Genomic DNA, 15,403 nt, shown 5'->3' on the forward strand with positions numbered 1-15,403 from the left:
ATTCGTCCACGAAAACCTGGCGGGTTCAGTGCAGGAAATCCTGGTGACCAATCTTCTGCTTGGTTCCCAATCCAGAAACAACCGTGAACTCGATCCAGAACCGATTCAACTTCATTCGGCCGGCATCCCGGTTTCGGCGTTCCGGCCAAATCACAAAATTCGTCCCAAAAAGTCCTTTTGGGCGTCGTTTCGTCGGATGGGTGCAGAACAGGTCTTGTTATTTGGATGAAGTAGAAATTTGGGGTTAGTAGTGTTAATAACCCCTGTGGATACTGTGGATAACCCTGCCAGGCCGCGAAGGTACACCGATTATGCATGTGCACAACATGTGATTGGGCGTGACACTGAGTCTCACAACCCCGTGGACAACTTTCCGCGTGATTTAAGGGATCCACAGCTTCGCGGGTAGTTATCCGCAGGCTTGACGGGGTATTCCACTTAATGATCCACAGCTTTATCCACACCTGTGGTTAAAGACTTTTCGACTATTAGCCCTCGCGTTGCCGCTGCTTAATGCGGTTGGTCAATTCGGTGACCTGATTGAAGATTGCGCGGCGTTCCGCCATGAGTTCGCGAATCTTTCGATCCGCGTGTATCACCGTGGTGTGATCGCGCCCACCGAGTTCCTGGCCGATCTTTGGCAGGGACATGTCGGTCAGTTCGCGAAGTAGGTACATCGCAATCTGTCGTGCAGTCACCAGGGTTCGCGTTCGGGACTTGCTGTTGAGCTCTTCGATCGTGAGGTTAAAGTACTCGGCGGTCTGCGCAACGATGGTCGCCGGGGTGATCTCTTGGGCACCTTCATCGGTGATCAAATCCTTGAGCACCGTTTCGGCCAAGCTCATGTCAACGGACTGGTTGTTCAGCGAAGCAAAAGCCGTCACTCGAATCAGCGCGCCTTCAAGCTCACGGATATTCGTGGATATTTTTGACGCGATGTATTCCATGACCTCGTCCGGAGCCGAGAGGTTCTCCGCATTGGCCTTCTTACGCAGAATAGCGATGCGGGTTTCAAGCTCTGGCGGCTGAATATCGGTCAGCAGACCCCATTCGAAACGTGAACGCATGCGGTCTTCAAAGCCGGCCAATTGCTTGGGCGGCAGGTCCGAAGTAATCACAACCTGCTTGTTGTGATTGTGCAGCGCATTGAACGTGTGGAAGAACTCTTCCTGGGTGGCGTCCTTGTTTGCCAAGAACTGGATGTCGTCAATAAGCAAGATGTCCACGTTGCGGTAGGTCTGCTTGAAGCTGGCACCTTCATCGTCGCGAATGGAGTTGATGAAATCGTTGGTGAACTCTTCAGAATTTACGTAGCGGACGCGAATTCCGTTGTAGAGGTGCCGGGCATAGTGGCCGATTGCATGCAACAGGTGGGTCTTGCCAAGTCCGGAATCACCATAGATGAACAGCGGGTTGTATGCCTTTGCTGGCGCTTCTGCAACGGCCACGGCTGCTGCATGGGCGAAACGGTTTGATGAGCCGATGACAAAGGTGTCAAAAATGTATTTGGGGTTCAGTCGGCCGAATTCCTGGGAATTCGACGGGGGAGCTGGCTGCGGCAGAGCATCGCTGATGCGGGCCTTGGGAACCGGCGGTTGCTCGACCGGCGGAACGACCACTTCTTCGGGGATCAAATCGGAGTCAATGCTGAATGCGCATCGAATGTCGGATTGGAAGACCAACTTCAGCGATTCTTCCAACGGCTCCTTGAGCTGGGTCTGGAGAACATCGCGGGTCAATTCGTTGGGAACCGCCAGCAAAAGGGTAGAACCAATGAGCCCCTGTGGCTGAGCCAGAGCGGCGAAGGCACGCTGCATGGGAGTAACGCGGTCGTCCTGTTCGATGTGGCGTACTACCTGGCGCCAGGAACTACCGACGCTATTCGACTCGTCCGTGCTCATATTTGGGCCCCTTCAATCAAATTCGACGACCAAACGGTCGCCGAATGGGGACTATAACTACGGAACCCCAACGAATAGATTCTAACGGTCATCCACAGTGTTATGCACAGTCGGTGGATAACTTGTGGTGGATAACGCATGAGAGCTTGCAAATCTGCGGATTTATAAGTAAATATTGAGTTCTAAGATGCGCGTGTCAGGTCTGCTTTTGATGCCTGAACGGTGATTATCAACCGCTGTATCCACAATTAAGATCACATTGTGCACAGGGTGTGTCAGGGCCAGCTTTGGCTCCAATTTGACGTACCTTCTCCGGCTCCCCTATCGTTGTGTAGTCCTATGTGTGCACTTTTGGCTCTGTTTGATGCCTTCAAAATTCTTCGGAATCGAGAAAGCCCCGAACAATCCATGAGGCGCCACCGAATACGAGCGTCGGCCTGTTCTTCCCTTTTTAGTAGCAACGGGTAAGGCGCATCACATGATCGTCTTGGAGTTACTACCGTGAGCAAGCGGACTTTTCAGCCGAATAACCGTCGTCGTGCCAAGAAGCACGGTTTCCGACTTCGTATGCGTACCCGTGCAGGCCGCGCCATCCTGGCAACTCGCCGCGCCAAGGGCCGTACCGAACTTTCTGCATAACCATTAAGCACTACAGTCCTGAAATAGCGCAGGTTTTCGTGGGTTCTTTGTTTATCAGACACGACGCGTGACGTCGTGTTGCCAAAGAATCAACGACTGCGCCTTTCGCAGGACTTTACAGCCACTGTACGTTCCGGCGCCCGCACTGGGCGCCGGAACGTAGTGCTATATGCACGGGTTCGTCCTGACGAACCCCAAGGCGATAACCGTTTTGGTTTCATCGTCTCCAAGGCCGTTGGCAATGCCGTGCACCGCAACCTCGTCAAACGACGAATGCGTGCATTGGCCTCGCAGATTCCTGCGAACGCCAGCGGTCTCGATTTCGTGTTCCGGGCCTTGCCTGGCGCCTCCGAAGTTGACTGGAACGAATTGAGCCAGCAGGTCTCTTCCGGACTTGAATCGGTTGTTCGCAAGGCAGGTGCCAAGCATGAAAAAGGACTCTAAACCCCGCACCGGGATTGTTTGGTTCCTGATCGATATCCCCAGGAACCTTCTCATTGGGTTCCTCATGGTTTATCGAAAGATCATTTCGCCCGTCTACGGCGATGTTTGTCGATACTTTCCCAGCTGCTCGGCCTACGGCCTCGAAGCAGTGACGGTACACGGCGCTATCAAAGGCATCGGGTTAACCTCCTGGCGTGTCTTAAGATGTAATCCGTTTAGTCATGGCGGGATCGATTACGTTCCCGAAGGCAGACGGATTTGGCCAGAAGGCAAGACCCCCAAGATCATGGTGTTGAATCATCCTCCGATTCCCGCCGACGAAGACGCCGCAGACGCGGCCTGAGGAGCATGACCGGTAATGAACTTCTTTGACATGTTATTGAGCCCGTTTCGGTACGTAGTCTCGTGGATCCTATGGGCCTTCCATGAACTGTTCTCCATGATTGGCCTTGATCCGAATTCAGGTTGGACGTGGACGCTGTCCATCATCTTCCTGGTGCTGTTGATCCGTACCGCTCTGATCCCCGTCTTCGTCAAGCAGATCAAGGCGCAGCGTGCGATGCAGGCCCTGCAACCTGATCTGCGCAAGCTTCAGGCCAAGTACAAGGGCAAGAAAGACCAGCTCTCCCAGCAGGCCATGATTGCCGAGCAGCGAGCATTGTTCAAGAAGCACAAGACCAACCCGCTGTCTTCGTGCTTGCCTATGCTGATCCAGATGCCGTTCTTCTTCGCGTTGTTCACTGTGTTGAACAACGCCTCCAAGGCAAGCGCCGAGGGTGTTGCGGTTGGAAAGCTCTCCGCCGAGCACATCAAGAGCTTCGACCAGTCTTCGATTTTTGGCGCCCGTCTTTCTGACACTTTCCTGAACACGATCAACTCCGGCTCGCCGAGCGCCTCAGTGATCATTGTTGCGCTCGTCATGATTCTTGCGATGACCGCTTCGCAGTTCGTCACGCAGAAGCAGATCATGTCGAAGAACATGACCAAGGAGGCCCTTGAGGGCCCCTTCATGCAGCAGCAGAAGATCATGCTGTACATCCTTCCCCTGGTCTTCGGCATCGGTGGCATCAACTTCCCAATCGGTGTCCTCATCTACTGGACCGCGACCAACCTCTGGACCTTGGCCCAGCAGTTCTACGTAATTCGGAACAACCCGACCCCGGGATCCCAGGCCGAGCGCGAACTCAACGAGCGCCGCGCCGCCAAGGGACTGCCCCCGCTTGGCCAGAAGAAGATCGACGAAAATGCGGCCGCCGCAATCGTCGAAGAACCCAAGGTGCAGCGCGTACAGCCACAGCGTAAGAACAGGAAGAAGAAGTAGCCATGAGCGATATTGATCAGAGCGTAGTTTCAGAGCCTGCAGGTACCGAAGTTGAAGAGCTTGAAGATGCTGTAAACAGCATTGAAGAGGAAGGCGACATCGCCGCCGACTACCTCGAAGAACTACTTGATATTGCTGATCTCGATGGCGACATCGACATTGAAGTTCGTGGCGGACGCACCTACATTTCCATCGTCGGCGAAGCCGAGGACGAGAAGGCTCTGCAGCGTCTTGTCGGCACCAACGGAGAGATCCTGGACTCCCTGCAGGAATTGACCCGCTTGGCCGTACTCACCGCCACCGGCAACCGTTCTCGTCTGGTGTTGGACATTACCGGCTACCGTGAGGGCCGTGCCGGCGAGCTCAAGAGGATCGCCGAAGCAGCGGTACAGAAGGTCCGCGAGACGGGCGAGGAAGTACCTCTCGAACCGATGAGCGCATACGAGCGCAAGCTGGTGCACGACTGCGTTGCGGCGCTGGGCATGCATAGCGAGTCCGATGGCGAAGGAAGCCGTCGCCACATCGTCGTTTCAAACGACGACGCCTAAGCAACGAATCAAGGAACTCCCCTCATGAGCAACGAAGTAGAACTTACAGCCGAGGAACGTCAGGCAGCCCAGACCGTCTTTGGCGACCGACTGAGCCTTGCAGAGCGCTACGTTCAGCACTTGGCCACCTCGGGCATGGAACGAGGCCTGCTGGGCCCGCGTGAAGTCCCACGGCTGTGGTCCCGCCATGTCTTGAATTGCGCGGTCGTTGCCAACCTGATTGACAAGGACGCTCACGTTGCAGACGTGGGCAGCGGCGCCGGGTTGCCAGGGCTTACCTTTGCCTTGGCCCGCGCCGACCTTGAATTGACCCTTATCGAGCCGCTTGAACGTCGCTGCATCTGGCTACATGAGGTTGTCGAAGACCTTGGCCTCGATAACGTCACCATCATGCGTGGCCGTGCCGAACAGGTTGTCGATCACGTGAACGCCGACTTTGCCACGGCCCGCGCAGTTTCGGCTCTGACGAATTTGGCCGGCCTGACGATTCCCCTGCTTCATGGCAAGGGCACGGTATTGGCAATCAAGGGCCGCTCAGCGGCCGAAGAAGTAGAAAAAGCCGCAAAGGTCATCCGCCGCCTGGGCGGTAAGAAGACCGAAGTTGTCACCGTTGGCGAAGACATTCTCGCCGAACCAACCACCGTGGTACGTATCAACGTCGCCTAGCGCATTAGCGATAGGCTGTATCAGGCGGCATAGCGCCGCCTACTGGGTTAGTAGAAAGAACCGTTTTGAAGCGAAGCGTCAACAAGATTCCACCGTTTGCAGCCCTTTTCGCTTCATTCAGTTCATCTGACAACAAAGAACAACCAGAAGAGATTGTTTTGTCTAAGGCGAGACATGTTTCACGTGAAACAATTTTTTCAACGCATCTGGAACTGGATGCGGATGAAGCGGTTGAACTGACCGATTCCGATGGAGAGGACACAGTGGTGACGAGGGAACCTGCGCCAGCACCAAACGTTTTCGATACCACTGACGACAGCTCACCGCTTGCCAGCCAGCTGGCCAGTGAACACAAGCGCCGGGAGCGTTTGAGCAGCCGCAAGTTGCCCAAGCCGCCAACGACTCGGTACATGACCGTCAGCAACCAGAAGGGCGGCGTCGGAAAAACGACGACGACCGTCAACATCGCGGCAGCATTGGCAATTGCCGGGCTGAACGTACTGGTGATTGATATCGACCCGCAGGGCAACGCTTCGACGGCGCTCGGTGTTGAACACCATGCAGACGTGGATAGCATCTACGATGTCCTGATCAACGACCTCCCGCTTTCTGAGGTCGTTGCACCATGCCCTGACATCGAGCACCTGACCGTGGCCCCGGCGACCATTCACCTTGCCGGCGCGGAGATTGAGCTGGTCTCCCTCGTGGCCCGTGAACAGCGTCTTCGCCGGGCATTGGATCAGTATGCGAAGTATCGCGAGACCAATGGCATGGAACGTCTCGACTACGTTTTCATTGACTGCCCGCCAAGCCTGGGCCTGCTTACTGTCAACGCCTTTGTGGCAGCGCGTGAAGTCCTGATTCCGATCCAATGCGAGTACTACGCACTGGAAGGCTTGAGCCAGCTGCTTAAGAACATTGAAATGATCCAGAAGCACCTGAATGCGGATTTGACGGTGTCGACGATCCTGCTGACGATGTACGATGGTCGCACCAACCTGGCGGCTCAAGTTGCGAGCGAAGTGCGAGAACATTTCCCGAACCAGGTCCTCCAAGCTCTGATTCCACGAAGTGTGCGAATTTCGGAAGCTCCGAGCTACCAACAAACCGTAATTACGTATGACTCGAGTTCAACCGGCGCGCTTTCGTATTTGGAAGCCGCAGCGGAAATCGCGGAGCGCACCAACCACTAGTCCTTCTCAAGGTCGTGCGGTCAAGTCTGTTGACCGCACGACCTTGAATTTTATGTATTCAGACGCGACTTTTACATAAACACTCATGTGACGTTGTTTTTTTCAAAAATCAGACGATTCTTGATTCTAAGCGCTCATCGAGATGGCCCTACCCGGGGTAGGGGGATGAAATGCCACATTCAGGTGGCCTAAAGGCCACACCGCAAAAGTCGCGTCCAAAACTATCTATCGCTTACAAGTAGAATTGCCTTGAGTTCAAGGTAGCAACGGTGTCGAAAGGGAGATGCATCCAATGTCGGAGAAGCGACGTGGTTTAGGACGAGGTCTTGGTGCGTTGATTTCCAGCAGCCCTGTCGCGGGATCCGAGGAAGAAACTCCCCAGAGTGTTTCACGTGAAACATCAAAGCAGACGGTTGCGACCACGACTGCCACTGTTGGAACCGAGGCCCTGAAACGTAAAGTTTCAAGTGCTTCTGCATCCGGCAAAAAGGTTCGCCCCGTGGACATGTTCTTTGTTCCGGGAAAGACCGAGGAAGAAGCTGCGGCAGAGAAAAATGCCGTACCTTCCAACGGTTCCGGACCGTCGGCCACTGCCAAGAAGCGTCGCGCGCAAATGCCTGGCCTCATTGCCGCCTCGGGTGGGCGCGCAGGGGAGAGCGATGACGAAGTCGAGCTCAATGATCTAGTCGCCGTTCCGGGTGCCACCTTTGCGGAACTTTCCGTCGACCAGATTCACCCGAACCGCAAGCAGCCGCGTTCCTACTTCGACGAAGAACACATGGACGAGCTCGTCCATTCCATTCGCGAAGTCGGACTTCTGCAGCCGATCGTTGTTCGGCCATCCCGTGAAAACGACAAAGAGCCCTATGAAATTGTCATGGGTGAACGCCGTTGGCGGGCAACGCAGGCTGCAGGCCTTACGAAGATCCCCGCGATCGTTCGCGAGACGCATGACGTGGATCTGCTTCGCGACGCGTTGCTGGAAAACCTGCACCGTTCGCAGCTGAACCCGCTTGAAGAAGCAGCCGCTTACCAGCAGCTGTTGAGCGAATTTGAGTGCACCCAGGAAGTCCTTTCCGAGCGGATCGGTCGTTCCCGCTCCCAGATTTCCAACACCATCCGACTTATGAAACTGCCGGCGTTAGTCCAACGCCGTGTGGCGGCCGGCGTTATCTCCGCGGGCCACGCTCGAGCCCTCTTGGGTCTGGCAGACGCCATCGCAATCGAACAGTTGGCGCAGCGCATCGTCAACGAAGGCATGTCGGTGCGAGCGACTGAGGAAGCCGTCGCTCTCAGTGCCGGGCAAGAAAAGGCCAACAAGGCTGCGCAGCCGCAGCCGAAGCAGAGCCCTCGCCACGAGCGACTCGACTTCTTGGCGAACTCACTCTCGGACCGTCTCGATACGAACGTGAAGATCACGCTTGGCGCCCGCAAGGGCAAGGTCAGCATCGAGTTCGCAAGCGTTGATGACCTGAACCGAATCATGAGTGTCCTGACGCCGGACGGCACGGAGAAGTAGCCGACCCGCATACACAAAAGGTGTGAGTGTTTCACGTGAAACACTCACACCTTTTGTGCTTTCCGGGAAGACTCGGGTGGCTGGAGAGGCAGGAACACAGGCGAGGATGTTTGGTGAGATCTCCCAGACCCGCATGCCAAGCCATGCGGGCTGAAACGAACCTCCCGAGGCCCCGGTTGTAGCGCGGCAAGCGGATGGAGGACGTGCCTCTGGAGGGCCATCAGCAGGACCGTGAGCCCGTGGCCATCCGTGGCCATCCGTGGCCGCCGGGCACCCTGCACTCTTTGCGGATGCGGCTCCGGCCGCGTGCCCCGACTCCACGGGCTTGCTCCGAATCATTTTTCGATGGCTGCTCGTTCCCCCCCTTGGTGACGCAAGGGCAGACACGCGCACACACCACCTGCGGTGACGGACATGAAGGAATCTTCAAGGGCTTGATCGCCGAGATTGGCCGGCGTTGACGAACCCCAGAGCGGACGGCCACTGCTATCTGCTGATGGGGGAGTGGTCCGCAGGTGGGATGGCAACCGCGAGTCCGCAGCGAGGACCCCCCGCCGATACCTCCGGTTCGGTAGCCATGCGAAGGGAATCGAAGAACTGCAACCCAAACAAGGATGCCTGATTTCGTCGCTGCTCCCGAAGTTCAGGCACAGAGGTGGTGCAGCCACAACGAACAGGGCCCATCGGCCGTATCGGGTGCAGGATCGATGGGAGCAAGCCGGCCGAGTGATCAGCGGGGATAGACGGGACTTCGCGAATGTTTCACGTGAAACAGTGCAACGGATGCACGCCATGAACACGTGAACAATGGCTGCCCTGCGACCATTGATCGATAGGCCAGATTGTTGCGGAACCCTCCAATGAGCAATGCGGTAGCTTGGCGAAGGTACGCTGCCAGAACTCGCCTTGCGCCGGCCACGTGTGCTTCTTACGTCGTGGGGGGGTCTCCGGCGCCCCCTGGTGTCGTTGTCGGGCATGGCGCTGCGGTCCTGTTCTTTCGTCACGAACCTGGGATGAGGGCAGCATCGCGAACCCGTCGGGAGTAAGTAGGCAACTCGGACTCCGACACACAAGGGTGCTGCGCTCGCGCTGCACCCGGGGATTCTGATATCTCGTCGACGCGGGCCCGGCCGTGCCGGCTTGGCAACCTTTACTACCTGGCCGCTTGGACTCACAGCAGGTTAGGGAACAAGGCCCCTACATTCCGTGGACTCGAACTCGGAAAAGTGGAAGACACGTCAGCGCGCCCTACTGCACTAGATCGAGAGGCAGTCACCGTGGCGTCGGCTTCGAACCTCCATGGCAACGGGGCGGAACAGGCACACAGGCCGAGCGCCTAGCGCTGGCAGAGGCTCGCGGCTAGGAGCCCGGTGATAATTTTGGCAGCGGTTTTGAAAACGAGACCCAGCATCGAAGTGAATGGCCTGCGTATGGTGGGCCTCCCCTTGATGGATCGATCAGTTGCAGGCCACCTGCAATGTGGACAACGGCTCCGGTCGGGGTACCCTCGCGAGCGACTTGCCTGCGGACGACCTCACCGGCGTCAACTGAATCTTCGGACTGCGCTGGAGGGCGGCATCGTATTAAGGAAGACAAAGAAGCGGGCCAGATCTACGAATTGATCATGCCGTCCTGTTGATCTGCGGCGAGTGGTGGGGACTGGCGTAGTCATGCCTTTGCCTTGAACCACGAATGAGAGCTCGTAAACAGGACATTGGGAAACGTGCTTGGCGATTGCGATGCTTTCGCGAGCGGCCATCAGCACGTAGACAGGTTGGGAGGACCAAGGGGTGTCGGCAGGTCTTCCTGGCCGCGCTCTTTCGGTTGGTCGAAGGTGCCGCGGAGCCCTGCGCCCTGCTGCTGCATGAACTTGAAGTCGGGGTTTCAAGGGCGCTTCCCGACGTTCCGGCTTTCGAGAAAACGTCGTTGGGTACGGAGCCTCCCGAACTTCTCCGGCCGCGCCCGTGCTGTGGTGACACGCTTCCGGGCTTTGCCGTGATGCACCAGCTCGCGGCCAGTAGTCGGGCCCGGCTGGGAATCCCATTGGTACGCGGTGCACGCCCATGCACTGTCCGTCCTCCCGTAGCCGCCCGCAACACCCATGGACCATCGACTCTCGAATAGCCCTTGCAATCGACGGCCAAGCGGATCGCCCACTAGCTGTCGTTGAAAGAGCATCCGAACAGTAGCGGCCACAACAAGGGCCCGGATCGCTACGTCCGACCACCAACGGGCCACCAACGGGCCGCTGACGGCTGTTGGTGGGCGCACAGGGGAAAGGGGTTTGGATTTCCGTAGGTGAACCCAATCTGGCCCCCACTGTTCAATGCACGAATTCGATCAGCATCTGTTCCGGATCAAAGAACACTGTTCAGGGCTTCACGGAACGAGATGCGGTTGAACAGGAAAAGAGGATCAACAGCGAAGGGAACGGTTGCCTCTCTCACCTTCGCCATTCTCCGGCAGACGGGAAACCTGTCGGTACCGGACAACGCACAGAAGCTGGTGGTTGAAGCACCGACTCCTTCTCGGTCGTTGGCAGATGCAGCTGCCAGAAGAAGAACAAGGACGAGTGCCGTCGCGGGACACGTTTGATTTTCCGCCAGCATGGCCTTTGAATTTCGCATCGTCCAACAGCACCTTTGATGGAATTGGGCGGTAGGCATGCGGTTTTGATGTCGATGCCGAGGCCCCGTTCGGCGGCTGGTCGAGAGGCCGGTTGAGCAGATGTGGTGTGTCGTTCCCGGGGAAACAAGGAGGGTTTTGATCGCGGAAAAGGACACGAAAGTGGCCTCCATCTGGAACCGGTTGCGGGGGAGTGGGATGCAAGAGCGAGCCAGGCGGCCGCCGGTCCATGTCCAATCTGGAACAGGATCAGTCTCGGCCGTTGTGCGCCGGGATGTGCCCTATCTTGTTCGTCAAGTTTTCCCCAGGTTTGGGAAGAATCCCGTGGTCTTCCAGAAGGCGGTGTGGAGCGGTCCGGTTCGGGTCTTCCGCGCCGGACCGATTCTCGTTCGGCGGGTGCTGTTTAGGCGGGTTGGGCTTTGGTGGCGCCGTAAAGGGCGCCGTCGAGGAGCATCGCGAACAGGACGTTGCCGCGGCGCAGGGCCAGGGTGATGACGGCCTGGTTGCGTTTCTTGTCTTCGGCCCGCTTGCGGTCATAGTAGATTCGCGAACTTCGGCCCTTGCCTTTGAGCGCCACGAACGCCGAAAGGAACAACGCGCGCTTGAGAACCAAGGTGGTCTTCCTCGAGGAACAATCTCCCTGGATGGAGGTCCCTGACCGGTCAGGTCACCCGGGCTGGCCCGGCGTAGGATCCCAGGTGTCCTGCGGTCTTTAAGTCCAAGACCCGCGGCCTCGGTGAGAATGCTTAGCTTCGGTCCTGACACCGACCGCTGGCATGGATTTCAGGAGTTGGTGAAGAGGATGGGCCTCCACGATTTTTTCGACCTGCGACGGCACCCCAGCGTGGGCGGCCCGTGTTTGGGCCAAGGCGAGTGACATTTGCGGCAGCACGATCCCGGCGGCAGAGGTTCCGGAGACCACCACGGTCTGCTCATCGAGTGCGGTGAAGATCTCCGCGGTCCAGCGTTCCCCACCCGGCGCGCGTGCTTGCGCATGAGCGTTTCCACCCGCGCCTTGCCGGCCCTCCGCAGAGCGGCCGGGGTCGGGCGGATCTGGGTCAGCAGCCCGCGGATCCGGTTAGGCGTGGCGGTGGGCTGCCTGGCCAGGTCGTCGTCGAAGCCGCAGAGCATCGCCAGTTAGGCGACCTGCCCGTCGGCCACCTGAACCGAGCGCAGGGTCTGCGTCAGGGTGCGGCCGGCGTTGGCGATGATGAAGGCGTCCCGGGCATCGGTCTCTGCCTCACCCGGGTGCAGGTCGGCAACCCGGCGCATGGCCAGCCCCGGCAAGTATCCGACCGGGAGGCCCTCGGCATGGGCGACGGCGACGGGCAGGGCCCCGATGGTGGCTGGCTGGTCCACCACGAACAGCAACCTCCCGTGCTTGGCCAGAGAACGGATGATGTCCCGAAGCCGGATTCGTCCTGCGGCAGGGCCAAGGCCTGCGAGTTTCTTCCCGGCCTGTTCAGGGCCACCGCGTGGTGGTTGGTCTTGCCGACATTGATGCCGATGGATTCATGGTCGTGGATCGAAATGCATCCGCCGGAAACCAGCGCTCGTGCTCACGGATGAAACAAATGCTGGCTTGTCCCTGTGGCGCCAAGGCTGGACATCCACGTTACGACTGACCTGCACCCTGGTTCCCTGTTCTGCTCCGGCCCCTATTGGCGATATCCCTGGTGCCCAGCGAATCCCGGTGACAGCACCCCGGGACCATTGACGACTGGGGAACTGAATCATGCCGGGACCGACAGGCCAGCAACCCCATCCTCGCGCACGGTGCTCGATTCCGGGATCACTAAAGAGCTAATGGGGGCAAGCTGGACCGTGTTCTGTCGCAGATGATCTTTCGCCGCGATGGCGCCCTTGGCCAGTTCTAACGGCTCCTCATGGGTGATCCGCCTGTAACACCTATCGGTGATGCAGGTATTGCAGGCACCACTCCGACCACGGTTAAAGGCCTTCACAGTTGAGGGTGTAATCTCTGGCTGGATGTTGGCTGGCGCTTCGGCTCCGGGGCATCGATGCGCAAACGCAGTCGGAGTCCCGATCTTGTGTCACCGTTCGCAGTGGACTTCTTCGGTTACCCGCTCAGATCGGTCAACGGCGCACCAGATAGCGAAGGTGAAGCACCCGGTTGCCTTGAATCACCACGTTGGGATCCTCTAACAGGTGCTGTGCGTGGACCGACCCGAAGTAGCGCTTGCCGGACCCGAACACGACGGGCGCGACGTCCATGCGCACCTCGTCGACCAGGCCCGCGGCAAGCACCTGCCCACCGACGTCACCAGCGGCGACCTCGACGATGCGGTCACCCGCGAGCTCCTGCGCCTTGGCCACGGCTGCCTCGACGCCGTCGACGAAGTGAAACGGCGCCTCGGGGTCCCAGCCCTCGGGCTTCGTCCGGTGTGTCACGACGACCACGTGGTCGACCCCGCCCGGAGGCTTCCCGTCCCAACCGTCCGTCATGTCGAAGACGTGCCGGCCGACGATTGTCGCCCCGATCTGGTCCCAGTACGCCCGGGTGTAGTCGTAGGAAGTCTGCGACACCTTCAGCTGGCCGCTCTCGTCCAACGGGACATCCCCGCTGGTCAGCCAATCGAACAGCGGTCCGGGCTGGTCGTTCTCGTCCGCGATGAAGCCGTCCACCGACACCGAGCCGTACATGACCACCTTGCCCACGGGGCTCTCCTTTGCTTTGGGGTGCCCCATCTTAGCAAACCCTGCCCAGTTAAGAGTCACACCAAATAGCATCGTAGGCGGCCGTGCCCTGGATTTGCACGGGGTCTGGCCCGGTGAAGTTTCGGCGGGTCAGTCTGACCGCGCGTTTTGTTCCACGCGGCGGCAAGAGAGGGTGTTCACCTGCCGCGTGGGTGCCGGTGGTGCTGCTGGTGGCGTAGGTGTGGGTACGCGCGTGGGCGTCGAAACGGATGATGTTGGGTGCTCTTCTTGGGATGACGGTCTGGAGGTGATTCATCGCCGTGGCTTGTTGACGGTGGATGCAGGTGTCCTTAACCCGGAACAGGATTTGTGTGAGGCGATTCTCTGACGAAGCACGCACCGGTGGTTCGGCCAAGTTTTCGTCGGGCCAGGAAAGGTACCGGACAGATGTCGATCCACCGGGGCCGCGGCGCTTCATGTCGAACAAACACTGACGACCCAATGATCGGAACCACGGTGGACCTCATCATGACGGATCAACACCAAGCCTGCCCACGCGTACCGGACACGTCGCGAACCATCTGGGAAACACGTCACCGGCGTCTCTGAGTACCCGATCATCAACGACGAACTCAAGCGCCGTTGCGAAGAACGGTGCATCGCTTGACCGGTTCCCCCTGACAACAAGAACAAACAGACCCACGCGGAGCAGCCCTGACGGTGTAGCAGTCCGGAGCTGGGGTGCGGGCCAGCGCTTTCCGGGGCCACCCAGGCACCGCGCACCCTCACGAGAAAACTGTCGGCCAGCGGCTTTTAACGCGGAGAGCAAGGAAACCAGGGCATTGGTTTTCCTGCACCGGATCTTCACCCAAGCGGGTACCTGGATGGAGACCTCGCATGAACTGCTACTCCACGGAGGCCTCCCCGGGTGCAGCGATTCTTGCGTCCCGGAGATCCTGAAGTGAGACAACCGGATGGTGACAGAGGCATTGCCCATCGGATATCAAACGCTGCGCAAAGAACACCAGATCGTTCTGGCGTTCGCAATCGAACGGGATGTTGGCTTGATCCGGGGCTGGGAAGAGACCCACACCGGAAGCTTCGTCCTGCATCGGCCACCCGGGATTCCGACGCCGGCTGCTGCAAAATCATCCACTGAACCGGGAGTGTCCCGTCGTGCCCATTGTCACCACCAGAACCAGATGAGGGTGGCGACGGGGAACTTGGAGCCGACAGCGATCGTCTCTTCACTGTTCGGAATCAGTCGTCCTCGATGCATTCTTCTAAGACTTGTCCCGAGCTTTCGTAGTACTCGGCGATGCGCGTGAATGAATCGACCGGACATGATCTTGCCTGCATCATCGTCGGGCTGATGCCCAGGGCGTGCACGCGCACCTTCACGGGCATCGACAGAACGGGCACGAGTGACCTGGTCGTTCTGTCGCAGCATCATTCCTCAGGAGACATGGCCGGGGGCGCACCCGGCTGATCAGCCAACGGTATAAGCACTTGTTGCTCGACGTCGAACCAACCGTGGACCAACCTAGCCATCCGGTGCAGCGGGCAGGTGCTTGCTTTCTACGTGACGAGCAATGACGACGACCATGCTTCCTCGGCCTGGTTCGCGAAGTCTGTCCAATACTCGTGGTGCGGGTCTTTCTCGCGCATCGTTGTTCTCTACTGCCTGAGTTCCGTCATCCCGTCGGGTCCAGTAGGTTGGCCGGTGCGCCGTTGGCGGTACGACGGCGATCGAAGATTCGGCCACGTTCCACTCGGGGGCTGCCCCGGGGAATCGTTGGGTCTCCCTGGACAGGGACCAACTGGATAGCCACGGAAGATTGATTGCTCATCGGAGTCCTGCAGCTTGAGGTACGTCGGGAAGGAATGAG

At 58.5% G+C, this 15,403-nt stretch carries 13 protein-coding genes and 1 pseudogene; 9 read left to right on the forward strand and 5 right to left on the reverse strand.

The window, feature by feature from the left end:
• Window positions 1–43 precede the first annotated feature (43 nt).
• Window positions 44–229 carry a hypothetical protein gene (locus tag ACIQLF_RS00400; protein ID WP_400293614.1) on the forward strand — a complete coding sequence of 62 codons (186 nt, stop codon included), beginning with the start codon at window positions 44–46 and terminating at the stop codon, window positions 227–229.
• Between the two features lie 259 nt (window positions 230–488).
• On the opposite strand, the gene dnaA is transcribed toward ACIQLF_RS00400, so the two are convergent.
• A complete protein-coding gene (gene dnaA / locus ACIQLF_RS00405; protein ID WP_387529528.1) occupies window positions 489–1,901 on the reverse strand; it encodes a chromosomal replication initiator protein DnaA in 1,413 nt (470 codons plus the stop codon).
• A gap of 501 nt (window positions 1,902–2,402) precedes the next feature.
• On the opposite strand from dnaA, the gene rpmH reads away from it, so the two are divergent.
• The 8 genes from rpmH (at window position 2,403) to ACIQLF_RS00445 (ending at window position 8,231) form a co-directional block, all read left to right on the forward strand.
• Window positions 2,403–2,540, forward strand: a complete 138-nt coding sequence (rpmH, locus tag ACIQLF_RS00410) for a 50S ribosomal protein L34 (RefSeq protein WP_084382356.1) — start codon at window positions 2,403–2,405, stop codon at window positions 2,538–2,540.
• Window positions 2,541–2,615: 75 nt separating this feature from the next.
• Window positions 2,616–2,984 carry a ribonuclease P protein component gene (rnpA, locus tag ACIQLF_RS00415; protein ID WP_400293615.1) on the forward strand — a complete coding sequence of 123 codons (369 nt, stop codon included), beginning with the start codon at window positions 2,616–2,618 and terminating at the stop codon, window positions 2,982–2,984.
• Entirely contained in the window at window positions 2,968–3,327 is a 360-nt protein-coding gene (gene yidD / locus ACIQLF_RS00420) for a membrane protein insertion efficiency factor YidD (RefSeq protein WP_400293616.1), read from the forward strand. The genes rnpA and yidD overlap by 17 nt, the downstream gene beginning before the upstream one ends.
• A gap of 15 nt (window positions 3,328–3,342) precedes the next feature.
• Window positions 3,343–4,305, forward strand: a complete 963-nt coding sequence (gene yidC / locus ACIQLF_RS00425; protein ID WP_400293617.1) for a membrane protein insertase YidC — start codon at window positions 3,343–3,345, stop codon at window positions 4,303–4,305.
• Window positions 4,306–4,307: 2 nt separating this feature from the next.
• Window positions 4,308–4,853, forward strand: coding sequence for a protein jag (locus ACIQLF_RS00430; RefSeq protein WP_400293618.1), 546 nt, complete (start codon window positions 4,308–4,310; stop codon window positions 4,851–4,853).
• A gap of 24 nt (window positions 4,854–4,877) precedes the next feature.
• Entirely contained in the window at window positions 4,878–5,519 is a 642-nt protein-coding gene (gene rsmG / locus ACIQLF_RS00435) for a 16S rRNA (guanine(527)-N(7))-methyltransferase RsmG (protein ID WP_400293619.1), read from the forward strand.
• A 65-nt stretch (window positions 5,520–5,584) separates the two neighbouring features.
• Window positions 5,585–6,712 carry a ParA family protein gene (locus ACIQLF_RS00440; protein WP_400293620.1) on the forward strand — a complete coding sequence of 376 codons (1,128 nt, stop codon included), beginning with the start codon at window positions 5,585–5,587 and terminating at the stop codon, window positions 6,710–6,712.
• Window positions 6,713–7,004: 292 nt separating this feature from the next.
• Window positions 7,005–8,231, forward strand: coding sequence for a ParB/RepB/Spo0J family partition protein (locus tag ACIQLF_RS00445; RefSeq protein WP_400293621.1), 1,227 nt, complete (start codon window positions 7,005–7,007; stop codon window positions 8,229–8,231).
• Window positions 8,232–10,588: 2,357 nt separating this feature from the next.
• Here ACIQLF_RS00445 and ACIQLF_RS00450 read toward each other — a convergent pair.
• From ACIQLF_RS00450 to ACIQLF_RS00465, 4 genes and pseudogenes are all read right to left on the reverse strand, one after another.
• Complete coding sequence (locus ACIQLF_RS00450; protein WP_400293622.1) at window positions 10,589–10,858, reverse strand: hypothetical protein; 270 nt, start codon at window positions 10,856–10,858, stop codon at window positions 10,589–10,591.
• A gap of 401 nt (window positions 10,859–11,259) precedes the next feature.
• Window positions 11,260–12,388 (reverse strand): annotated as a pseudogene (locus ACIQLF_RS00455) (IS110 family transposase).
• 565 nt (window positions 12,389–12,953) lie between these two features.
• Window positions 12,954–13,535, reverse strand: coding sequence for a dihydrofolate reductase family protein (locus ACIQLF_RS00460; RefSeq protein WP_400293623.1), 582 nt, complete (start codon window positions 13,533–13,535; stop codon window positions 12,954–12,956).
• Between the two features lie 1,239 nt (window positions 13,536–14,774).
• Window positions 14,775–14,936, reverse strand: a complete 162-nt coding sequence (locus tag ACIQLF_RS00465) for a hypothetical protein (protein ID WP_400293624.1) — start codon at window positions 14,934–14,936, stop codon at window positions 14,775–14,777.
• Between the last annotated feature and the right edge of the window lie 467 nt (window positions 14,937–15,403).

The sequence above is a fragment of the Paeniglutamicibacter sp. NPDC091659 genome (assembly GCF_044756805.1).
Lineage (GTDB): Bacteria > Actinomycetota > Actinomycetes > Actinomycetales > Micrococcaceae > Paeniglutamicibacter.